Annotated in this window: 25 protein-coding genes and 4 tRNA genes; 15 read left to right on the forward strand and 14 right to left on the reverse strand. The window is 41.6% G+C overall.

The window, feature by feature from the left end:
- Positions 1-42 precede the first annotated feature (42 nt).
- On the reverse strand, positions 43-879 hold the full coding sequence (locus CTT31_RS07945) for a hypothetical protein (protein WP_211859741.1): 837 nt from the start codon (positions 877-879) through the stop codon (positions 43-45).
- 134 nt (positions 880-1,013) lie between these two features.
- Between CTT31_RS07945 and CTT31_RS07950 the strand changes: the two genes are divergently transcribed.
- From CTT31_RS07950 to CTT31_RS07960, 3 genes are read left to right on the forward strand one after another with little or no spacing between them, the layout of a single operon-like run.
- On the forward strand, positions 1,014-1,403 hold the full coding sequence (locus CTT31_RS07950; protein WP_260492319.1) for a hypothetical protein: 390 nt from the start codon (positions 1,014-1,016) through the stop codon (positions 1,401-1,403).
- A complete protein-coding gene (locus CTT31_RS07955) occupies positions 1,385-2,377 on the forward strand; it encodes an NAD(P)H-quinone oxidoreductase (RefSeq protein WP_260492320.1) in 993 nt (330 codons plus the stop codon). Before CTT31_RS07950 ends, CTT31_RS07955 begins: the two co-directional genes overlap by 19 nt.
- A 57-nt stretch (positions 2,378-2,434) precedes the next feature.
- The gene (locus CTT31_RS07960) at positions 2,435-2,848 is read left to right on the forward strand and encodes a GNAT family N-acetyltransferase (RefSeq protein WP_211859744.1); all 414 of its coding nucleotides are present in this window, start codon (positions 2,435-2,437) and stop codon (positions 2,846-2,848) included.
- A gap of 21 nt (positions 2,849-2,869) precedes the next feature.
- Here CTT31_RS07960 and opgC read toward each other — a convergent pair whose 3' ends face one another.
- The 5 genes from opgC to CTT31_RS07985 all read right to left on the reverse strand — a co-directional run bounded on the left by opgC (position 2,870) and on the right by CTT31_RS07985 (position 7,150).
- Positions 2,870-3,970, reverse strand: coding sequence for an OpgC domain-containing protein (gene opgC / locus CTT31_RS07965; RefSeq protein ID WP_260492321.1), 1,101 nt, complete (start codon positions 3,968-3,970; stop codon positions 2,870-2,872).
- A gap of 562 nt (positions 3,971-4,532) precedes the next feature.
- Positions 4,533-4,609 (reverse strand) — tRNA-Val (locus tag CTT31_RS07970).
- Positions 4,610-4,620: 11 nt separating this feature from the next.
- A tRNA-Val gene (locus CTT31_RS07975) sits at positions 4,621-4,697 on the reverse strand.
- A 124-nt stretch (positions 4,698-4,821) separates the two neighbouring features.
- Positions 4,822-5,817 (reverse strand): DUF3080 family protein, encoded by a 996-nt coding sequence (locus tag CTT31_RS07980; RefSeq protein ID WP_211859745.1) that lies wholly within the window; start codon positions 5,815-5,817, stop codon positions 4,822-4,824.
- Positions 5,792-7,150: an MATE family efflux transporter gene (locus CTT31_RS07985; RefSeq protein ID WP_211859746.1), complete on the reverse strand. Its 1,359-nt coding sequence runs from the start codon at positions 7,148-7,150 to the stop codon at positions 5,792-5,794. The genes CTT31_RS07980 and CTT31_RS07985 overlap by 26 nt, the downstream gene beginning before the upstream one ends.
- Positions 7,151-7,325: 175 nt before the next feature.
- On the opposite strand from CTT31_RS07985, the gene CTT31_RS07990 reads away from it, so the two are divergent.
- Complete coding sequence (locus CTT31_RS07990; RefSeq protein ID WP_260492322.1) at positions 7,326-7,967, forward strand: riboflavin synthase subunit alpha; 642 nt, start codon at positions 7,326-7,328, stop codon at positions 7,965-7,967.
- A 124-nt stretch (positions 7,968-8,091) separates the two neighbouring features.
- Here CTT31_RS07990 and CTT31_RS07995 read toward each other — a convergent pair whose 3' ends face one another.
- Complete coding sequence (locus CTT31_RS07995; protein ID WP_039495704.1) at positions 8,092-8,295, reverse strand: CPXCG motif-containing cysteine-rich protein; 204 nt, start codon at positions 8,293-8,295, stop codon at positions 8,092-8,094.
- Positions 8,296-8,365: 70 nt separating this feature from the next.
- Entirely contained in the window at positions 8,366-9,220 is an 855-nt protein-coding gene (locus CTT31_RS08000; RefSeq protein ID WP_211859748.1) for a fructosamine kinase family protein, read from the reverse strand.
- A gap of 125 nt (positions 9,221-9,345) precedes the next feature.
- Here CTT31_RS08000 and CTT31_RS08005 point away from each other — a divergent pair, with 125 nt between their 5' ends.
- On the forward strand, positions 9,346-10,038 hold the full coding sequence (locus CTT31_RS08005) for a DUF445 domain-containing protein (protein ID WP_260492323.1): 693 nt from the start codon (positions 9,346-9,348) through the stop codon (positions 10,036-10,038).
- A gap of 71 nt (positions 10,039-10,109) precedes the next feature.
- Here the strand turns inward: CTT31_RS08005 and CTT31_RS08010 are convergent, their stop codons facing one another.
- Positions 10,110-10,454, reverse strand: coding sequence for a DUF3718 domain-containing protein (locus CTT31_RS08010; protein ID WP_039495709.1), 345 nt, complete (start codon positions 10,452-10,454; stop codon positions 10,110-10,112).
- A 452-nt stretch (positions 10,455-10,906) separates the two neighbouring features.
- On the opposite strand from CTT31_RS08010, the gene CTT31_RS08015 reads away from it, so the two are divergent.
- Positions 10,907-12,289 (forward strand): amidohydrolase, encoded by a 1,383-nt coding sequence (locus CTT31_RS08015; protein WP_130163961.1) that lies wholly within the window; start codon positions 10,907-10,909, stop codon positions 12,287-12,289.
- 12 nt (positions 12,290-12,301) lie between these two features.
- The gene (locus CTT31_RS08020) at positions 12,302-13,531 is read left to right on the forward strand and encodes an amidohydrolase family protein (RefSeq protein WP_211859751.1); all 1,230 of its coding nucleotides are present in this window, start codon (positions 12,302-12,304) and stop codon (positions 13,529-13,531) included.
- Between the two features lie 251 nt (positions 13,532-13,782).
- On the opposite strand, the gene CTT31_RS08025 is transcribed toward CTT31_RS08020, so the two are convergent.
- Genes CTT31_RS08025 through CTT31_RS08045 form a run of 5 tightly spaced genes read right to left on the reverse strand, consistent with a single transcriptional unit; the run spans position 13,783 to position 15,799 of the window.
- Entirely contained in the window at positions 13,783-14,112 is a 330-nt protein-coding gene (locus CTT31_RS08025; protein ID WP_045989037.1) for a TusE/DsrC/DsvC family sulfur relay protein, read from the reverse strand.
- 5 nt (positions 14,113-14,117) lie between these two features.
- Positions 14,118-14,372, reverse strand: coding sequence for a DsrH/TusB family sulfur metabolism protein (locus CTT31_RS08030; RefSeq protein ID WP_039495714.1), 255 nt, complete (start codon positions 14,370-14,372; stop codon positions 14,118-14,120).
- Complete coding sequence (locus tag CTT31_RS08035) at positions 14,369-14,728, reverse strand: DsrE family protein (protein ID WP_260492324.1); 360 nt, start codon at positions 14,726-14,728, stop codon at positions 14,369-14,371. Before CTT31_RS08035 ends, CTT31_RS08030 begins: the two co-directional genes overlap by 4 nt.
- A complete protein-coding gene (gene tusD / locus CTT31_RS08040; RefSeq protein ID WP_211859753.1) occupies positions 14,725-15,078 on the reverse strand; it encodes a sulfurtransferase complex subunit TusD in 354 nt (117 codons plus the stop codon). Before tusD ends, CTT31_RS08035 begins: the two co-directional genes overlap by 4 nt.
- A gap of 55 nt (positions 15,079-15,133) precedes the next feature.
- Positions 15,134-15,799: a Bax inhibitor-1/YccA family protein gene (locus tag CTT31_RS08045; RefSeq protein WP_010604622.1), complete on the reverse strand. Its 666-nt coding sequence runs from the start codon at positions 15,797-15,799 to the stop codon at positions 15,134-15,136.
- A gap of 297 nt (positions 15,800-16,096) precedes the next feature.
- Between CTT31_RS08045 and CTT31_RS08050 the strand changes: the two genes are divergently transcribed.
- The 8 genes from CTT31_RS08050 to nhaC all read left to right on the forward strand — a co-directional run bounded on the left by CTT31_RS08050 (position 16,097) and on the right by nhaC (position 22,157).
- Positions 16,097-16,187 (forward strand) — tRNA-Ser (locus CTT31_RS08050).
- Positions 16,188-16,229: 42 nt separating this feature from the next.
- Positions 16,230-16,320 (forward strand) — tRNA-Ser (locus tag CTT31_RS08055).
- Between the two features lie 182 nt (positions 16,321-16,502).
- A complete protein-coding gene (locus CTT31_RS08060) occupies positions 16,503-16,880 on the forward strand; it encodes a hypothetical protein (RefSeq protein WP_211859754.1) in 378 nt (125 codons plus the stop codon).
- 121 nt (positions 16,881-17,001) lie between these two features.
- Positions 17,002-17,460 carry a GAF domain-containing protein gene (locus CTT31_RS08065; RefSeq protein WP_260492325.1) on the forward strand — a complete coding sequence of 153 codons (459 nt, stop codon included), beginning with the start codon at positions 17,002-17,004 and terminating at the stop codon, positions 17,458-17,460.
- Positions 17,460-17,738 (forward strand): hypothetical protein, encoded by a 279-nt coding sequence (locus tag CTT31_RS08070; protein WP_010371557.1) that lies wholly within the window; start codon positions 17,460-17,462, stop codon positions 17,736-17,738. Before CTT31_RS08065 ends, CTT31_RS08070 begins: the two co-directional genes overlap by 1 nt.
- A 15-nt stretch (positions 17,739-17,753) precedes the next feature.
- A complete protein-coding gene (gene proQ, locus CTT31_RS08075) occupies positions 17,754-18,404 on the forward strand; it encodes an RNA chaperone ProQ (RefSeq protein ID WP_039495719.1) in 651 nt (216 codons plus the stop codon).
- Positions 18,405-18,414: 10 nt separating this feature from the next.
- Positions 18,415-20,451 (forward strand): carboxy terminal-processing peptidase, encoded by a 2,037-nt coding sequence (prc, locus tag CTT31_RS08080; RefSeq protein ID WP_260492326.1) that lies wholly within the window; start codon positions 18,415-18,417, stop codon positions 20,449-20,451.
- A 224-nt stretch (positions 20,452-20,675) separates the two neighbouring features.
- Complete coding sequence (gene nhaC / locus CTT31_RS08085; RefSeq protein ID WP_039495721.1) at positions 20,676-22,157, forward strand: Na+/H+ antiporter NhaC; 1,482 nt, start codon at positions 20,676-20,678, stop codon at positions 22,155-22,157.
- Positions 22,158-22,197: the final 40 nt, after the last annotated feature.

The following is a 22,197-nucleotide window of genomic DNA, read 5'->3' on the forward strand; positions in this document are numbered from 1 at the left end:
TACAGCGGATAGAGTGACCATTCAAGGATGCCATAAAACACTTTATCTTAATGGCTGCAGACTATAGATTTGAGTTTTACTTAAGTTAGGGAAATCCTCCCGCTGCTTATAGTTAGCATATAGATTGGAAAATATGGTGGTTTTGGATAGTTTATCTAGGCTCGCAATAAATAAACGTCCACTGTTTTTGTCTCCCGATATTACACTGCTTTTACAGCACTGCTGAAATGAGGAAATAAGCGTTCTGATAGTATTCTTGTTGCCCATATCCTGTAGTGCAATTTCTGCTTCTATAAAGAATGCAACTCCACTCCAATAGACTCTTTGTTGCGCGTTTAATGACCACATATGTTCGCTCACTCTTTTAAGTGACCCTTTATTCATTAGCGTATTTTTTGCGCCTCGGCTGAGCCCTGAAATTAATCTTGTATGAAACTCCCCAACATTAAAAATATTGTTCTCTAGCATAATGACATTTTGTAAATAGGTAGCAAGTCCCTCTGCAAGCCAGAAATCTGAGTGGTCAAGCAAAGGATGATAAAGGTGAGCAATTTCATGGTACAAGGTCCAATCTTTAATCAGCACTCGGCTTGAGGTAAATCGTTTGATTTGGAGTAGAATAGCATCGGGTTCGCCACGTTGAACCGTACCCCATGGCACTGGCTCAGATGCGAATAAGTTCGGTTCAATAATAAATGGAAGCGTCTGCTGTTGTAGTGCTCCCAAGGTATGCTCTGTTGTTTCAACACCGCGCTTTAGCCAAGTTTCCACATGTTGTTTATCGCTGCTACTTATCCAGCCCTTATATTCGATTTCAATTTCGGCTGCCTGTGTAGATACAATTAAATTGAACGACAGTATTAGCATTAATAATTTCATTATTTTCTCTACAAGGGTTACTTCGTAAGTAGACCTGAGAACGCATTATTTCATTCTTGATGTTGAGATTATCTCAACTGATCTGGTTGGGTGATTATGTAAAACTGAGTAAAACAACGTTAAAAGGTAATAAGATGAAAGTCACCGCACTTAGTTTATTGTTATTGAGTTCTGTTGCTTTGGCAAACCCACTTTTAGGTACTTGGGAGTTTGTTGAGGGAAAATATGCCACCCCAGATGGCATTGTATCAGCGCAAGCGCCGAACTTGACGTCGATAAAGTTAATTACTGAGGCTCACCACAGCTACATTACACAAAGCGAAGGAAAGTTTAAATACGCTGGTGGAGGGAGTTACAAAATAGAGGGAGATAGATTTATCGAAACCTATGAATATGGAAATGTTACTACCTTACTTGGTCGAACGATGTCATTCAGCTACAAGATTGATGGTAATTTATGGCATCATGAACTGTATGAAGATGGTAAGTTCGTCGAGAAGGAAGTATGGAAAAAAGTTCAGTGATCCCAAAGAAGATGCGTTATATCAGTCACGCATCTTCTCAGCTTCAAATCCAGTACACCGAAACACCAACATTGAGTGCAAAGCAAGTGCTAATCAAAGTGCATGCGTTTGGGGTTAATAGAGCTGACATTTTGCAAAAACAAGGGAGATACCCTGCACCTGAAGGCGATAGTGAGATATTGGGTCTGGAAGTGTCTGGAACGATAGTTCAAGTGGCGTCTCCTGAGTTTGAACATTTACTTGGAGATCAAGTGTTCTGTTTAACCTCTGGAGGCGGCTATGCTGAGTACGTGGTTGCACAAAGTGAATTACTCATGCCGTTAACCGAAGGCTTGTCATTGAGCTATGCGGCAGGCTTAGCAGAAGTATATCTTACGGCCTATGATGCGATTGTGCGAACTGGGAAGCTAAATTCTAATGGGGTTTTACTATGCCATGGCGGAGCTTCGGGTGTTGGCAGTGCAGCCATAAGAATTGCAAAAAGGCTAGGTGCAACGATCATTACTACCCAAAGTAGCAAGGAAAAGGCCGAGTACGCAAAGGCTCTGGGGGCGGATCACACGATTAATTATTTAGACTGTGATTTTGCTGAAGAAATGAAAAAACTTGGTTTGAAAGCAAATGTCATTCTTGATCCTGTAGGTGGTGAATACCTCAGAGCGAACCTAAGAGTTGCAGCAATGGATTGTCACTGTGTGATGCTCGCTATGCTAGGCGGAAGATATACAGAGCTAGACTTTGCCAAGTTACTCGCGAAAAGGTTTAACTTGCACGGAAGTACGTTAAGAAATCGCTCTTTGGACTATAAAAGGGAATTAGTGAAAGATTTTCTGAATGAGTTTGGCTCGGACCTGTCGGATAAGACGATGAAGATACCAATATATAAGGAGTTATATTGGGATGAAATTGAGCAAGCCCACGATATTCTCGAACACAACCAGAACCTCGGGAAGGTGATAGTTAGAGTTAGTTGACTGTTTATTTATACAGTTGTTATTCTATCACTCTTAGTGATTAGAGGAGTGAATATTTTGACGTTCAAAATTGAAGAGAAAGTACCTTGCCCTGAGGAATATTGTGATTTGCGAATAGCCTCTGGATTATCTGCAAAATCTCTAGAAGCAGCCACAAGGGGACTACCTAACTCATTATACGGGGTTGCAATTCGACATAACGAACAACTTGTGGCGATGGGCCGGGTGGTTGGAGACGGAGGTTGTAATTTTGAGGTTGTCGATGTTGCTGTCAATCCGCTTTATCAGGGGCAGGGATTAGGGCGTACAGTAATGGAATATATTGATGGTTACTTAGCTGCAAATGTGTTGTCGGGCTCTTATGTTTCAATGATTGCGGACGAGCCTGCTTTTTATAAAAAACTGGGTTACCGCCTTGTATCTCCAGCGAGTCAAGGAATGACAAAGAAGTTCACAGTGGATAAAGACTGAATCTTCCCAAACACTACGCATTTACGCTGCCTTGCTCTGTACTCCAAGTTGGTTTCTTCGATTGCTGGAACGCCATATTTGGTCAAGTCTTGCAGGTATCGCAAGTAACCCGATGAAAAATATGCAGATGAGTAAGTCCCAATACCAAGTTTGCGTTGTGTAAGCCTGGCTCCAAGGCTGCAGAAAATAAATGACTACGGTATGGAAAGCAAATACGGGTAACGCATGTTGCCCTAAAAATACGGGATACTTCAGCGTAAAGAGCCTCGGTATATGCCGGTTTAATAACATAAACAGGTAAACGGCTAATAATAAACTCAATTGATAAACTACCGAGGCGTTACCACTTCCTAAGAGATACGGCTCCATCAGTGCTGGAAACCAATGTTTAGTAATAAACAGAGCGGTGATACATGTGAGCAAGCATATCCGTACGGCAATGGGAAAATCAAAAGAATAGCCTTTATGGTGTTTTAGGTAGCTTAGAATAAAACCCATATAAAAGTATATTTGCCACGCTAAAGGGTCAAAGTAGCTCACATTGATTGTGATATCGGAAAATATATCGTTAAATGGACCAGCTAAAGGCTGAATTGTGACGTGTTGCGATAAAAGCCATATAAGGACAGAAGAAGTTGCGACTAACCAAAGTTGGCCACGATTTATAGCAAGTATTGCAAAAGGCAGAAATATCATTGGCACAAGATATAAGATAAGTATGTCATGATAACCTGGGTGTTCAAGCAATAAAATAGCCGAAATATAACTTTGAAAGGGGTTGTTAAACCAATTTTCTGCATTAAAAAAACCTGTCCACTGTTGGATATAAAACGGAAATATCCAAACGAATATGAAACTGATGGTAATGGCTGTAATATGAAATCCATATATGGTTAAACAGCGCCGCCATACTTTGCGTTGAAGCTGTGTTTTATTACTGCTTAACCTTCCGTAGACAAGATATGCGACAAATCCAGACAAGAATACGAAACCCTCAGCCGCTGTTACAAAGCCTAAGGGTGCTCTAGTGAGTTGAGGGATGAAGTGACCATATAAATGGTTACAGGCAATAATAATTAGCAGCCAGCCACGTAGGCCATCGTATGCTAAATTCCTTTTCACTGTTCCTACCCCAAAGCCTGAAAGTTAATCTACTACTCTGTACCTTTTTTACTTATCACGCTAATGAAATAATTTAATATAGACCTGATTATAGTGGAGAAAGTGCTATCTTTTTCGACTTTAGTTGAATTATAAAGATTTAAAATTGGTACAACGAGTGGATCTGAATTATCGACCCTTGGCGCGGGTTATAGAGAGTAGGTAGTACTTTTTCTCTATTTGAATGAGTTCTAGAAGTGGTACAAGCGAGTGGATCCGAATTATTGACCTTTGGCACGGGTTATAGAGAGTAGGTAGTGCTTTTTCTTTATTTGAATGATATCTAGTAGTGGTACAACTGAGCGGATCCGAATTATCGACCCCTGGCACGGGTTATAGAGAGTAGGTAATGCTTTTTCGTTTTGGATTTAACTAGATAGTAAATATTGTAGAGTGGTACAACTGAGTGGATCCGAATTATCGACTCTTGGCGCGGGTTATAGAGAGTAGGTAGTGCTTTTTCTAGATCTAAGGTTGGTACAACCGAATGGATTCTTATTAGATAAGACTGAATATTTAAGAGTGGTACAACCGAGTGGATTCGAACCACCGACCCCTACCATGTCAAGGTAGTGCTCTAACCAACTGAGCTACGGTTGTATTATAAGATTTGGTACGACCGAGTGGATTCGAACCACCGACCCCTACCATGTCAAGGTAGTGCTCTAACCAACTGAGCTACGGTCGTACAATAACATTTTCTTATTAATTGTTTTCAGGTCTGTGCCTGTCAACGCGTTGTAATATATAGTGACTCAGCTAACGGATCAAGCGGCTTTCAGTAATTTTTTGATTGTTTGCCTTTTTTTTGTTCATACTGGAGGGATTTCACACAGCTCGTAAAATTTTTGCCACCATTTTACGTGTGCTTTCGCAGAATCTTTAAGGTTATCCAAGTGTTGTTGAAGCGTGAGCGGGTCGACAAGGTTATTATTTTGATACAATAGGTGGATAGGTTGCCAGGCTGAGATCAACTCTTCCATAGAAAGAGAGAGCATCGCCTGATAAGGCTGAAGAATGGATAAATAATATTTGTTGAAGATATTGTTTATGATCTCTGCCTGCTTTTTATTTCCGCCACTTTTGCAAAGGCCATCTCTCAGCCTAAGTTGTTGTAATTGGCTTGTAGTCACATTATTCAGTTGAGTCTGCTTACGGACGCTCGTCACCAAAGATGAGATAAATCGCTGAGAAAGCACTTTTATAGCGGGTGTGAGTGTAGTTGGACTGAGATTTTCTGGCGTATCCATGTTTATTACTAGCTCTGCAAGCTCGTTAACGGCCTCTAGCATGTTGCTGTGGGCTGCTGGCAGCTCTAGCGGCACCTCTTCAGCGAGTAACAAACTCAAACTTGCCAATTCTCTTTCAAATGTCATCATATGAAGAAAGTAACGTGGAAGCTGTTGTTTCTTTTCCTGAACTGCTTGAGTTAATGTTTGTTGCAGCTCGTCGCTTGTGTTTGGGTGCTGAATGCAGTGAGGCGCTTGTTGAATAAATAAGATGTTGTATTTCAAGCGTTCGCTTGGGTAACTAACTTTCCCTAATTGATTATTGTGCGCAGCGATGAGATTTGTGACTTTGCAGTGTCCAGCGGTCACGATGTCTAACATAGAGATAGTTAGCTCACTTGTCGGCAATGGTACTTTTTGTACCTCCGGATTGTAAAGTGGTGCTGTGTGTACCACCTCTATGTCAGTCGCGCTCGCCAAACGTTGTTGATATTCAACAGCAATATCGCTCGGCTGCTTGCTGCAGCCGACCAAAGTAAAAAGTATTAGCGTACTAGCTATTCGCTTGACTAATCTCAAATTTCACCCGTTTGTTTACGCATGTCACCAATAATACTGCCGCCGTACTCAAGCCAATAATGATACCAATCCAAAAGCCTTGAGGACCCATCGCAGGCGTTATTAAATCGGTCTTTGCTAATACATAGCCTAACGAAAACCCAATTAGCCAATATGATACAAAGGTAACCCAAGATATTGGTTTAGTATATTTGAGCCCCCTTAACACACCATTTGCTGAGACTTGTAATGCATCGGGTAATTGATACAAACAAGCCAGTACCATAATGCTGGTTGCAAGAGCGGCTACTTCAGTATTGTTGGTATAGAGCCAAACAATCTGATCTCTTCCTATATACGTAATGAGTGCGACAAATAGTGCAATTAAGGTGGCCAAAAGAAACGCGGTATTCACTGAAAGTTTGAGTTGGTCTAAGGCACCTTGTCCAGTTAGATTACCGATCCGTATTGCAATAGCCATCGACAAACTTAAAGGCATCATAAACAGCATAGTAGTGACGCTGGCAGCAATTTGGTGACCAGATACGGAAATAGGACCTAGATCTGCAATAAATAAAGGAATGCACGCGAATAGCGTAACTTCAAAGAAGGTTGCCAATGCAATTGGAAAGCCAAGTGCTGCAACATATTTCATCATAGATAGACTTGGTTTAGTAAAACCGCTGACTAGGGCCTTTCCATCTATGTGTTTACTCTTCAAGCTATACACCCACTGTGCAATTGCCATTGACCAAAGCACGATAGATGTAGCGAGGCCACAGCCCGCACTACCAAGCGCTGGCGCGCCAAATTTACCATAGATAAAAATATAGTTAGCAACGACATTGATACAAAGACCAACAATGCTGATGTAAAAAGCAGGCTTTGTTTGCCCAACCCCTTCGGTGACATTGCGGTATACCGTGAAGATCAAAAAGCCCAATAGACCCCATTTCACAAAATCAATATAGCCTTGAGCGAGGGTCTGAACATTCTCACTTGCTCCTATATTTGAAAAAACCATAGAAGTAAAGTTCGCTAAAACCAAACCAACGGTAAAAAGCGCTAAAGCAAGATACAAGCTTTGCTGGAAAAATCGTTTGATCCCTGCGGTGTCATTAGCACCATGGCAATGCGCAACAATACTCGTAAGTGCAAGTAAGATCCCTTGTAAACTAAAAATCAAAGGGTTCCAAACACCCGTAGCAATAGAAAGAGCAGCTAAGTCTTCAGCACTGACTTGACCTGCCATCATCGTATCAACGACGGTCATTAAGACTAAAGTAACTTGAGCGAGAAAAACGGGGATCGCAAGTTGAAGCAAGCGTCTGGCTTCCCAAGTTGAAAAATTCATGGTGAGATACTACTTAAGGCGTAAAAACGTTAGTTTATTTTAGTGCTTTGTTTTAAGCAAAATTTTGCGGCTAGCAGTCGCAACTATTTTTATCTAGTTGGATATTCAATATAAATTAAGTACATCTCTTATTGCGATTTCGCTACAATCTCAAGGATAAACTAAGAGGGTAGATATGTTTACAGGAATTGTTCAAACAAAAGCGACGGTGGTGTCGGCAAAGCAGGTCGATAATATTTTAAAATTAGTTATTTCTGTTGGTGCTGAATACCTCGATAAGCTGACCTTGGGTGCGAGCATCGCAATTAACGGATGTTGCCTAACTGTGGTGCACTTCGAACAGCCAGAAAATGACGTGGTAGGACAAGTTTGCTTTGATGTGATTGATGAAACATTGAGACTCACTAATCTAGGTGAGGTACAAAGAGGGTCGCAGGTAAATTTTGAACGCTCGATGACATTTGGTACAGAACTCGGTGGACATATAATTTCAGGTCATATTCAAACAAGCGCGAATATCAGTGAAATACATCGCAACGAAGGTAATTGTAGGATGCATGTAGCCTTGCCAGAAGTGTGGCATAAGTATGTTATGTACAAAGGCTTTATCGCGGTAAACGGTGCGAGCTTGACTGTGGGGGAGCTTGATCATACCGGCTTTTGGTTACACCTAATACCTGAAACGCTGACGCTTACCAATTTGGGTATGATGCGTGTGGGAGATACTGTGAATATTGAGATTGACCAACAAACCTATACGATTATTAATACCGTTGAAAACTACATGAAAAAGCAAACTCTATTGAAGCACAACTAGTACCTTGCCCGAGTAATACCCTTTACGTCTATCTGTAGGCACCAAAAGTACAGGCTGATGTTGTGCCAACCTGATAAGCAGCTCGCAAATGAGCTGCCCTTTATCTATAGCACTTCTGCTTTGGTTAAAACACTTGCTCGTCGTCGCTATCAACCCTAAGCTCAAGCTTATTGTGCAGTTGGTCTAAGTGCATATTTAGGTGTATTGGATTGCAACAAGCAGCACAGTCTTCGTAGTAGTCCTGATCGCCTTCACTCGCATCAAGATTGACAAAAATATGATGTCCACAATGCGGACATTCAATACGTTGTTGATATAGGTTTTTCATTGGCCCTCCACCTGAATTGGCCAAACTAAATACCTTTTAACTATAGCGCATTGTGACGAAAATATGGCAGTTATTTGAGCAGGGCTTGTACTTGTTCAGCCGCGTCCCGTATGTACTTGCCAGCAAACAAGTTTGCTTGCACTAAAAGAGGATATAAGCGATAAATGTCTAATCGCTCATGTGCATTTTCTGCGAGTGGATAGATAGACTCGTAACCACGATAGAAGTCATCTGGCAGCGGAGCGAATAACGAAGCCATAGCAATATCAACTTCTCTATCACCGTAATAGCAAGCTGGGGAAAATAGCACGGGTTTTTGATGGCTAAAGCCAATGTTACCATGCCAAAAATTACCATGAACCAGAGACGGTTGAACTTGGTGCGGAAGGAGTGGCTTAAGCTGCTCCACAAACGTATCAATATCAGTGAGGATAATCCCTTTTTCAGCAAGCAATTGCAGTTGCCAACCAATTCTTTCCTCAGCAAAAAAAACTTCCCATTTTTTGTGCCATTGATTTGGTTGCGGCAGCTCATGAATATAATTATCTTCTTCTAGGCCGTACATTTCCTGTTCATGACGTTGGTGCATTTTAGCAAGGCTTTGACCGCACTCAAGCCAGTTTTCATTGCGATGATCAAGTTCTAACCATTCCAGCACAATAAAGCAGAACTCAACACTCGTACCTAGGGTAATTGTATCGGCCACAAGGAAATCAGAGTCGCGAATAAGCTTTTCACGATTAGATGCTTCACATTCAAATCGCTCTAAAGCCTGAATTGGAGCAACTTTGACCAAAAATTGATGGGTATCGTCTGCAATCTTATAAAGTTTTTTAGACCCATAACTTTTTAAGGTTTGCTTTGAAGTAAACTCAAAAGTGTCATGGAGAGATTCAGAGATTTGTTGGTTGACTTTGTTCCACATAAGTTAGATCCAACATATTCACTTACTCTAAAATATGGTTGAAATTCTCAAGATCACAAATACTTGAGGCCTTTTTCTAAAAAAAATAAAATATCGCGTCTGTCATTTTATCCAAGGGAAGTACATTGAATAAAAATATCATCACCAATTTACTGGCGATACTGCTAACAGGTACTGGCTTCGCACTAGAAAACGACACGTTGTTTTCGGTTGGATTGTTTTCACTATCTGGCGCAATGACGAATTGGTTAGCGGTACATATGTTATTTGAGAAAGTGCCTTTCCTCTATGGCTCAGGGGTTATTACGCTTAAATTCGAGTCGTTTAAAGCGTCAATTAGAGAGCTCATCTTGAGCGAGTTCTTTAGTAGAGAAAAACTAGAAAAGTTTATCGGCAAGGAGCATCCAAAGTTTGACTTGGCGCCTATCGCTAATAAAGTCGATTTAAATCCAGCGTTTGACCGTTTGTTAAGTGTCATTGAAGCGTCGCAATTTGGTGCGATGCTGCAGATGTTTGGTGGGACTGAAGCTGTACAACCGCTGCGAGAGCCATTTATTGAGAAAATGCGATTAGCAATAGTTGAGCTCGGTGAACAGCCTGAGTTTGATGCTGCAATTAGTGAGTCGCTCAGTAACGGTCTACTCGGTGATGATTTACATCAAACCATTGAAAAAGCGGTGGATGATCGACTTAATGAGCTAACGCCGAAAATGGTAAAGGAGATTGTACAAAACATGATTAAGACTCACTTAGGTTGGTTAGTTGTATGGGGAGGCGTCTTTGGGGGTCTATTTGGGTTATTGGCTGCAGTTGTATAGCTGAACAAAGAAAAAGGCGCAGTCAGGGATTGCTACGCCTTGCTTTTTTGTTTACAAACATGTCGACATGGCTACTTAGAACCTGAGACAAAAATGGTCTTTTTATCAAGTTTAGCGATGTCTTTAATACTGGTTTCTACATTACTGTCTACACCAAGGAAGTCCGCAGCCTTATTAAATCCGTAGGTTGCTGCAAATTTGCCGACTGGCATATCATTACAGTGTAGTTTTTCTTCTACAACACGTCTTTTTAGGTGGTTCTCTTTAATGGTGTGGAACAAGTGAATCTTATTGTCTTTGACTACCGACATACAAACTTTAGTCGCTTTACTATTATCCGCAGCAACAAAGTCTGCCGCAGATGCGGTACCTGCGATCAGAAGCGAGGTTGCACATACTAAATTGAACAGTTTCATGGTTAGCTCCTTGGCTATCTCTAGGACACGTTCTTAGTATTACTAAAGTTGCTGCAGAATGCTGTAAATCAAGTAATTCCGAATGTAATAGAGTATGTCAAATGTGTGCAGGCTTTCTATCTATCTGTAAAGTAATAAATTATTTTGTTTCTAAGGATACAAATAGCAAAAGCTTTTTTCACTTTAAAATACTATTATCGATAATTTAACACTTCATTCTTAGATTTACTTCCTCTTTGTTACTTATGCCTCTTGATGTGTCAAAACGTGTCAATATTGACGCAAATTTACATTCAGTTATGGCAACTAAGGCTTTTCTAAATTACTCACTGATGACAACATGCGTTATAATATCCGGACGTTCGTCGTAATTACTTGTCACTAAAACTCATAATTGCGTAAAGTGCGATGGCATGAGTTAAAGTCACAAAAAAACAATAGAGATGACAAAAATGTATAAATTTGCTCCCTCCCTAGTCGTAGCTGGCATTGCCGCAGCTTTGATGGGCTGTCAGGATAACGGCCCACAAAAAGAAAAAGTTACCATAGAGAAAAACCCATATCCCAGTACTTACAAGCCTGTACCTTCTCAGTCAACCCTAATCACTAATGCTACCGTTTTAACCGGAACGGGTGAAAAAATAGAACAAGGTGACGTATTTATTGTTGACGGTAAAATCAAGCAAGTTGGTAAAGACCTATCTGTCACGGCAGATATTACCATTGATGCTGAAGGCAAATGGGTAACACCTGGCATTATCGATGTGCACTCTCATTTAGGAGCTTACCCCAGCCCAAGTGTAGAATCGCACAGTGATGGCAATGAAATGATTAACCCTAATACTTCTCAAGTATGGGTTGAGCATTCTGTATGGCCGCAAGATCCAGGCTTTAACCGAGCTAGAGAAGGGGGGATCACCACGCTACAAATCTTACCTGGCTCTGCAAACCTATTTGGTGGTCGTGGTGTTACCTTAAAGAATGTGCCGGCACCAACAATGCAGGCAATGAAATTCCCAGATGCGCCATATGGGTTAAAGATGGCATGTGGTGAGAATCCAAAGCGTGTATATGGCTCCAAAGGTGTTGCCCCTTATACTCGTATGGGTAATATGGCAGGATATCGTGAAGCTTGGATTGAAGCTGGTGAATATAAGCGCGCTTGGGAACAGTACGAAGCCGAATATGCTGCTGGATTGAATCCGGATGCACCGAAACGTGATATCAAGTTCGATACGCTTCGTGGTGTGCTAGATGGTGAAATCTTGATCCATAACCATTGTTATAAAGCAGAAGAAATGGCAATGATGATCGACTTGTCTAAAGAGTTTGGTTATCACGCAGGGACGTTCCACCACGGTATTGAAGCATACAAGATTGCAGATCTGTTAGGTGAAAACGGTAATTGTGCTGCACTGTGGCCAGATTGGTGGGGCTTTAAGATGGAAGCCTATGATATGGTTCAGGAAAATGTAGCAATTGTAGATGCAGTGAAAAACTCATGTGCGATAGTTCATTCTGATTCAGATACCACAATCCAACGCTTGAATCATGAAGCCGCAAAAGTGATGAACACAGCTAACCAGTCTGGCTTTAACATCAACGAGCAGCATGCAATTAAGTGGATCACCTCGAACGCAGCTAAATCTTTAGGCATTCAGGATAAAACTGGATCGCTTGAGCAAGGCAAACAAGCCGATGTAGTAATTTGGAACACCAATCCGTTCAGCGTGTACTCTCGTGCAGAGCAGGTCTTTGTAGATGGTGGTAAAGTCTATGATCGTCACGATGAAAAATATCAAGCGGTTAGTGATTTTATGTTAGGTCAAAAGTAAGGAGTTGATGAGATGAAAACCATGAAACTAACCATGATCACTAGCGCATTGCTAGCTCACTCTGTTGCTTTTGCCAATGTTACCGCAATTACTAATGCAACGATCCATACCGCGACAGATGCGGGCGTACTTGAAGGTGCGACTTTAGTTATCGAGAACGGTAAAATAAAAGCGATTAACCCAGATAACGTGACTGCTGATGTAACGATTGACGCCAGCGGTAAGGTTGTCACTCCAGGCTTTATCGGCTCAATGAACCAACTTGGTTTAGTGGAAGTTGGTGCTGTTGCTGCTTCTCGTGATGCTGGTGATGACGATGCCGGCGTAGACTTTGACGCAAGCACCGCATTTAATCCACGTAGTAGCTTAATTGCCTATGCAAGAAAAGGCGGTGTAACGCAAAACTTTGTCGCACCTTGGGGTGGTAAAAGTGAATTTGCAGGGCTTGGTTTTGTTGTTGACTTATCTGGTGAATTTAACAGTGTGACTGACAAGCAAACAGCGTTAATTATTCATCTGGGTGCCAAAAGCAAAGGGTCTCGTGCAAAAGCGTTAGATAACGTTGTTAAAAAGCTTGAGGCACAGCAAGAAAAGCTTGCTAAGAAAGACAAAAAAGACGAGGGAAAACCGAGTTCAGAAGAACAAGTGTTAACTCAAGTGCTTGCGGGTGATATGCCTGTGATTGCAACGCTTTCAAGAGCGTCGGATATTCTTGAAGCGATTAAGCTAAAAGAAAAGTTTGGTTTAGATCTGATTATTCAGGGGGCAGATGATGCGGTAGTGGTCGCTGAGCAATTAGCTGAGGCGAAAGTACCTGTTATTTTGAGTGCAGTATCAAATCTACCAGCTAGCTTTGACTCAATGCATGCAAGTCTAGATAACGCAGGTAAGCTTGAGAAAGCGGGTGTCAATGTCATCCTGTCAATTGGTGGTGACGGTAGTCATAACGTCTACCAGCTACGCTTTGATGCGGGTATTGCTGTAGCAAATGGCATGAGTCATGAAGGCGCACTTAAGGCGGTTACCGCTAACCCCGCGAAAGCACTGGGCATTGATGGCGGTGTGATTGAAGCTGGTAAACGTGCAGACATCGTAATGTGGAGTGCGGATCCTTTCGAATTTAGCACCACAATCGATAAAATCTGGATCAATGGTGAGGAAGTGTCTATTGAGTCACGCCACGATAAACTAAGAGACAGATATACAACAGATTCTGATATGCCTAGAGCGTATACGAAGTAACGTTTTTATACAGGGCCTCATTTGAGGCCTTTTTTAATTCGATTGTCCCGTCCTAAATAACCTGAGATTTAGGTAAGGAATGAGCTAACTAATTGTTCTTAAAATTAATTAAATTATTTCGTTATCTAGCCAGAGAGTTTTAGGGATAACTAGACGAATTTACGCACCAATAGCAGGCTATTGGAAGTGAATTCAACGCAGTTAGCGCTAAAACTGACTGCTAGAAAGGCATTAATTATCCGAAGTTCAGGTTAAATACACTTGGCGGGTTTTGGCAATCCAGCTATTTTTGTTGCTTGTTTGGCTGGACCTTTTGGAAATAACTTATATAAATAGATGCTATTACCTTTATCCTCGCCTAGTGCTTTAGCCATTGCCTTAACCAGCATGCGGATCGCGGGGCTGGTATTGTATTCGAGATAAAAATTTCTCACAAACTCAATGACTTCCCAATGTGCATCTGAAAGCTCAATATTTTCTTCTGCGGCTAGAAGTGGTGCTAAATCTTTAGTCCATTGAGTATGGTCTAGCAAATAGCCTTGTTTATCTGTCTCGATAGTTTGGTTGTTAAATTCTAGCATGATGATTACCAAGTAATTGAATTGTTCATCGTAATGGTCAGCTCAACCCAATCTTTGTCAGAGATAAGCTCTACTCCGGCCTCTGGGACAATGCCTCTGGCACTGGCGCAAGTTTGCAGCATCACCACATTTGCATCTCCAGCTGAGATACGTGTTTGCCCAAAGCAGCCATCATTACATAATAAAATTGTGTCGTGATGGGATACAAACTGCAGCTGATCGCATGCTTCGATACTAGAAATAATATGTAGCGTACTCATAGTGTCACCACAAAGTCATGTTGTTTGATTAACGCAAGGATTTCATGTTGATTTTTGATTTCAGTATCAACAGCAAGGGAGTGTGGCGATATGTTAAACTCCTCCATCGCTGACTTACAGGCATAAACCCGCTCGACATCATAAATTTCCAGAGTTTTTAATTGCTTAAACATGTCTTTTAAACCCAGTAGTGGAGCATTGAGGGTTTTCTGGAGCGATAGCACAGCAGAACCGGTAAAAAGCCAACTTACTTGTTGATCAATCGCTGCATAGATTAGTGCGACATCGAGCGCTTCTTTCAGACTATTTTGGTCAAATGGACTGGTTTGAGAAATAATTAACACGTTTTTACTCATTTAAACTGCATCCACTTATCAGACTTACTCGAGATCATGGCAAACTCCGCAAGGCCTGCAACGGTGAAAGGGCTAACGTCTTCGATGCTAACGCCGCGTTTTTCTGCTGCTGTGACACACAACAACAGGGGGATCCCTTTATCTTTGATGCGTTGCCAAATCGCGTTGACTTGCAATTCGTCGGAAGCGTGTATGATATTTTGACTGGCGTGATAAACACCATCTTGGTATAGAAAGATACACGCGATTTGATGGTCACTTTTAATAGCGGCATCGACATACCGTTCTAGTAACGTTAACTTTGACTGTGCAGCTACGCCAAAGTGCACTGATATGACTATTTGACTCAAATTTTACTCATAAAAAAAGCCCCGTAATGGGGCTTATTTTATCAGAAATTCTGAGTTAGTCATCCGACGCGCCTAAAAGGGCAAGGATACTGGTAAATAAGTTATAAATACTTAAATACAAGCTCACAGTTGCAAGCACGTAGTTTGTCTCGCCGCCGTTGATGATGCGGCTTGTATCATAAAGGATAAAGCCAGACATTAATAAAACGACTGCCGCGTTAATTGCCATGAATGCGATGCTTGATCCAATGAACAAGTTTACTAGGCTTGAGATAATAACCACGATTAAACCAACCGTTAAAAAGCCACCCATAAACGAGAAGTCTTTTTTCGTAGTTAGTGCATAAGCTGATAAACCGAAGAAAATTAACGCTGTTGTGCCAAGTGCTTGTGCTATCAACATGCCACCATTTGGTAGTGCAGCATAGTGATTAAGCATAGGCCCAAGGCCGAAACCTAAAATACCAGTAAATAAGAATACAAGACCGATAGCAGAAGATGAGTTTGCTTTTTTACCGATAACAAATAGCAAACCAAATGCAACTAATGAACAAACAATACCGGTAAACGCTGGTAATGCCATTGTCATTGAAATTGCGGCTGTTACTGCACTGAACGCTAATGTCATTGCCAATAGGAAGTAAGTGTTTTTCAACACTTTGTTTGTTTCCATTGTCGACATGACAGGTTTTGCAGTGTTGTATGAATGATTGAATGCCATGATTCAAGCTCCTTAATAAAACATGCTGATCCCAAAAATAACTGAGATAAGAGTATCAATTGTTATATGTTGGGGCAATGATTTCTGGATCAATATCTGTCGTTAATTGGGTCTCTACGGTAATAGTTACTCAATACGTAAGACTTTGAATATTTTCAAAAGTTCGCTGAAATATCAAAAATACGCATAATTTTGACTGGTTCTTAGACGATTGAGCCAAATTTTACGCAAACGATCAAATATTTGAAAAAAAAGCTTCACAAGCGCATAGGGATTCTCTATTATTCGCCCCGCTGCGGAGAGATGGCTGAGTGGTTGAAAGCACCGGTCTTGAAAACCGGCATACGTTAATAGCGTATCTAGGGTTCAAATCCCTATCTCTCCGCCACTTATTTTAGATTCATGCTCGTAAGCGTGGATTGTAGGTTTTGGAGAGATGGCTGAGTGGTTGAAAGCACCGGTCTTGAAAACCGGCATACGTTAATAGCGTATCTAGGGTTCAAATCCCTATCTCTCCGCCACATTTAAAGCCCTCAAATTTGAGGGCTTTTTTGTTTCTGATATCAGAAATCTCCCGCCTTGCGATTTCACCAGTATACTCTTGATAAAAATACTTATTAGACCAAAGTCGGCTAGTGCAGAGGCACTGCTTGCACAATACTCAGTAGTGTTGAATGAATAATTAGTGTAGAGAGTGTTGAATATGAAACAAGTTGGCAAAGGAGTAGGGTTCTCTTTATTATCACCGTTAATCGTGGGTGGTGTGCTTGGGATTTACTACAGCTTTACACTCGGTCGCAGTGAAATGTTCTTTAACTTACTACTTAGCGCAATTTCTAACGCATACATCGTTGGTCTTGCAATGTGCCTTTTCGTTGTTCCCGGATATATCCTTATGTTTAGGTACAACAAGGTGCAATATGGTGGTCTGTTAACACTGGGCTTACTTGGTGGTGCGGTATTTAGCTATCTTTTCGCTGCACAATCGGGTATCGGTTTTATTGTTAACGCCTTAATGTCAATGCTCGCTGCGGGGCTGTTCTTGTTTGGTTTACGGGCAGGTCATCGTAAAACTGAGTGATAATTAACCGAGCAGTGTCAGTTTTACAGATAATTAATACTTTTTCAGTCGAAAAGGTTTTAATTATTTCTCCGAAAGAGTACCTTTAGCTTTTGTCGTTCAATTCGTGAATTTGATGGTAATGCAAAAGCAAGACTTTTATCAGACTATAGTTAAACAAGCTCAAGGGCTAATCAGTGGTGAACACAATGTGATTGCCAATATGGCAAACTTGAGTGCGCTTTTATTTACAACTCTTGAAGATATCAACTGGGCAGGCTTTTATCTTATGGATAGCGCTGAAGAGTTGGTTCTTGGGCCATTCCAAGGCAACCCAGCCTGCATTCGAATTCCTGTTGGTAAAGGGGTGTGTGGTACAGCCGCTGCAACTTGTGAAACGCAATTGGTTGAGGATGTTCATGCGTTTGCTGGCCACATCGCTTGCGATGCAGCATCAAATTCAGAAATTGTGATCCCTGTTTTTAAAGATAATAAAGTGATTGCCGTGCTAGACATTGACAGTCCTAGTCTGGCAAGATTTGACGAGCAGGATAAGATCGGATTAGAAGCGTTAGTTAAAGCGTTTGAGGAAACGCTTTAATGAAAGATATGCTTCAGGTACAAGATTATTTGTTTTCCTACGCCGATGTTGGTGATTGGGAAGGCGAAGAAGAAGTTGTTGCAGAACGCTTAAATGAACTTATTCATCACGCATGGGATTTGCTTCCCGAAGATTTAGACTGTGACACAATAGATAGGCTCATAGAAGGTATTTGGGAACATCTTCGCGGTGATTTAGCGCTTCTTGAAGCAGATATAGAAGAGCTAATTGACTGGGTTACACACTATATAAACTCGTCGCTCGATGAGCAGATGTAATTAATAGGTTTAAAAATGGAAACCACAAACAAGCTAAAAGACACAAATGAAGTATTAGACTTCTTATTTTCAGAATTTCCTAACTGCTTCAAGCAAAAGGAAGGGATTAAGCCATTAAAGGTTGGTATTTTCAAAGATATCGCTGAGCGTATTGAGGGGTCTGACAAAGTCAGTAAAACTCAAGTTCGTCAAGCACTTCGTAAATACACTTCAAACTGGCGTTATCTCGAAGCAGTCACTAAGAACGAGTTTCGTGTAGACCTAGACGGCAATCAAGCTGAGAAGGTTGAACAAGAGCACGTTGAACACGCAGAAAAAGCATTGGCCGAGAGCCGCGCAAAAATGGCTAAGCGTAAAAAGCCACAGCGTCCAAACAATCGCGATGGCGAAACAAAATCTTACAAAAAGAAACCTCACTCTAGGGATCGTCAAGACCAAAAACGCCCTAAAATGAGTAGTAAACCTGCTGAAGTCAAACCAAAGCGTAGTGGTAAAGTTGAACCTTTACCGGCTGAACAGGTCAAGGTTAATAACAAAGTTAAAGTTAAACTTGGTCAAGCGCTTGTTAACGCTACTATCACTGAAGTCAAAAATGATGAAGTGCACGTAGAGCTTGTAACAGGAATGCAAGTTAAAACTAAAGCAGATAGCCTATATATCCAGTAAGGAGTTGTATATGAGTAAAAAGTTACCACTCATTTCCCTAGTCGCCGCGTTCGTATCGAGTGTTACTTTAGCCTCAACAAGCACAGTCACTATTAAGGACTTGCCGGTTCTTAAACCTGAAGCGCAACACACAACGGCTAGTAAACGAGTGACTAACTTATTTACTCGACAACACTACAAACGCTTCAGCTTTGATGACAGCTTATCGGATAAAATTTTCGATCGTTACGTAGAAGCCATCGACTTTAATAAGTCTTTGCTTCTACAGTCGGATATCGATAGTTTTCAACAATATCGTAAGCAATTTGATGATGCATTGATCTCAGGAAAACTGGGTTTTGCTTATGATATGTTTAACCTAAGCATGAAGCGTCGCTTTGAGCGCTATGATTTTGCCATTGGCTTACTCGACAAAGAAATGAACTTTGACAAAAAAGATGAGTTCATTTTTGATAGAGAAGAGCAAAATTATGCAACCGCGACAAGCGAACTTGACGAATATTGGCGCCAGCGTGTTAAATCTGATGCGCTGCGCTTAAAGTTGACTGGAAAAAATTGGGAAGAGATCAAAGAAGTTCTTACCAAGCGCTATAAAAACGCGCAAAAACGCCTAGTCCAAACGAACAGTGAAGATGCATTTCAAGTAATCATGAATGCGTTTGCACGCAGTATTGAAGCGCACACTTCCTATCTCTCACCACGCCGAGCCGAACAGTTCAAAATGGATATGGACTTAGAGCTGGAAGGTATTGGTGCGGTATTAAGTTACGATGAAGATTACACCGTGATCCGGAGTTTAGTTCCTGGCGGCCCTGCGGACAAAACCGAAAAGCTTAAGCCGGACGACAAAATCATCGGCGTAGCACAAGATGATAAAGAATTTGTAGACGTTATCGGCTGGCGTTTAGATGATGTGGTCGATCTCATCAAAGGCCCTAAGGGGACCAAGGTTCGACTTCAATACCTTAAAGGTACTGATAGTCACGGGACGCCTAAGGTCGTTGAAATTGTTCGTGACAAAGTAAAATTAGAAGATCGCGCAGTTAAGTCTTCTGTATTTGAAGCCAAATATTCTGAGCTACAAAGCAAAATAGGCGTGATAGAAATCCCGAGTTTCTACAATAATCTTTCTCAAGATGTAAAAGCTGAAATCGCGAAACTTAAAGAAGCCAAAGTAGATGGGGTTATCATTGATCTTCGCCAAAATGGTGGTGGCTCACTTTACGAAGCGACCCAGCTATCCGGTTTATTCTTTGACCAAGGTCCAGTTGTTCAGATCCATACCGCTTATAACCGGGTTGAAAGTCAACAAGATAGAGATGGCATTACCTTCTACGATGGACCTTTGACTGTTTTGGTTGACCGCTACAGTGCATCGGCATCCGAGATTTTTGCTGCTGCGATGCAAGATTATGGCCGAGCAGTAGTGATTGGTGAGCAAACCTTTGGTAAAGGCACCGTGCAACAACATCGTGGTCTCGGTAAAAATTACGATTTATTCGAAAACCCTTTGGGGAGTGTAACCTACACTATTGCGAAGTTTTATCGTATCGACGGTGGCAGTACGCAACATAAAGGCGTGATCCCTGATATCTTGCTACCTTCGGCAATCAACCCGGAAGAGTGGGGAGAGAGCCAAGAAGATAATGCACTGCCTTGGGATAGTATTGTTCGTGCAAAATATGCGAGTCTAGATAACTTGTCGCCAACTATTCAATACTTGAGTAAGCGCCATGATGAGCGAGTAAAAGCAGAGCCTGAATTCGAATATATTTATAAAGATATTGAAGAATACAAAGCGCGCAAAGATGATAAGGCGATTTCATTAGTTGAAGCCGAACGTATCAAGGAACGTGAAGAACGCGATGATCTGGTATTGAAACGTACTAATGAAAGGTTGAAACGTCTTGGTTTAGAACCGGTTAAAGATTTGGATGATGCACCAGAGGTTATTTCGGAGTTAGACCCTTACCTTGAAGAGGCTGCGCTTATCACGCAGGACCTAATTTCATACGGGCGGATAGCCAAAAACGAAGTTAATAAATAATAAAAGGCGCTTCAAGCGCCTTTTATTATGCCTTTTACACTTACTTTTACTTTACAAATTTTGTTATCATCTGCCAGATTTTCTAAGCTGATACTCTTTTGAGGCTTTTTGAGAATGGTGCGTGGCTCGACCACTGGCAACCTAGCTACTCAAAACGGCTCAAAACGGTATACTGCAAATAAAATAATTATAAGCATGGGTCGTCGTGCGTAGGAGTATTCCTTTTGAAACAACAAAAACAGCCGTCATTTATTGACGCTCTTATTCCGATCACTTTGTTGGTCGCTTTGCTCGGTGCTGCGGTGTACCTCTATGGTGACAGTTCATCATCAGGTCCAAACCAAATAGCCTTGCTTTTTGCAACATTCACTGCGGCGCTCGTCGGCCTAAAAAATGGTTTTACGTGGAAGACGCTTGAAGAAGCGATGATAAAGGGGATCACTATCTCTCTTGGTGCCATTATCATTTTATTGATGGTAGGTGCCCTAATAGGTACTTGGCTGCTGTCTGGTACCGTTCCCACACTGATTTATTACGGACTACAAATTATCAATCCAAGTTGGTTTTATGCCGCGAGTTGTTTGATTTGTGGGATTGTGGCGATGAGTATAGGTAGCTCGTGGACGACGGCCGCAACCATAGGTGTAGCGCTATTAGGTGTAGCGACTGGGCTTGGCTTAGATCAGGTCGTAACCGCAGGTGCAGTCATTTCAGGTGCCTATTTTGGCGATAAGTTAAGTCCATTATCTGAAACCACAAACTTAGCGCCTGCAGTTGCCGGTAGTGATTTATTTGATCATATTCAACATATGCTTTGGACCACAGTACCTAGCTTTGTAATCGCACTTATTATATTTATTGTCATGGGCTTCAATGCTGAAGCGTCAAGTGAAGCGGGGCGAATAGATGAAATTGTTTCGATACTACAAACTAATTTCAACATTAACCTGTTAATGCTAGTTCCTTTGCTGGTGCTGCTTGGGCTTGCTATCAAGAAGATGCCTGCTTTTCCGGCGATTTCAATCGGCGCGGTGATAGGGGCGATATGGGCAGTGCTGTTCCAAGGTGATCTTATTGCAAGTCAAATTGATGCTAGCCAAGGCGAGTTAGTGGGCTATGTGAAATTGGTGTGGGCGACTTTCTTTGATGGTTTTGCATTGCAAACAGGCGATGCAAAAATGGACGACTTGTTAAGTGGCGGTGGCATGTCATCAATGCTAACGACAACTTGGCTGGTGATGACGGCATTGATGTTTGGTGCCATTATGGAAAAAACTGGCTTACTTGATGTCTTTGTACGCAGCATTCTTAAAATTGCAAAAAGCACAGGCTCACTAATTGCCTCGACTATTGCAACTTGTATTGGTACAAATCTAGTTGCCGCGGATCAGTACATCGCGATTGTTGTTCCTGGTCGTATGTTCAAAGAAGAATACAAAAAGCGCGGTTTGAAGAGTGTAAACCTCTCTCGCACGCTGGAAGACGGTGGCACAATCACTAGTCCACTGATCCCTTGGAACACCTGCGGCGCATATATGCAGAGCGTACTACTGATCAATCCGTTTGATTATGCCATGTACGCATTCTTTAACTTGATCAATCCTGTGCTGGCGGTCATCTACGCGTATCTTGGTATCAAGATCCTTAAGATTACGCCACCTACGGTAAACGCAGAAGAACCAAATGAGACAGCAGGCCGTGCATAAAATAGTGCATTTGCAATCTTGCTCAGGCCTTTTCCAACAG

The sequence above is a fragment of the Pseudoalteromonas maricaloris genome (assembly GCF_024746855.1).
Taxonomy (GTDB): Bacteria; Pseudomonadota; Gammaproteobacteria; order Enterobacterales; family Alteromonadaceae; genus Pseudoalteromonas; species Pseudoalteromonas maricaloris.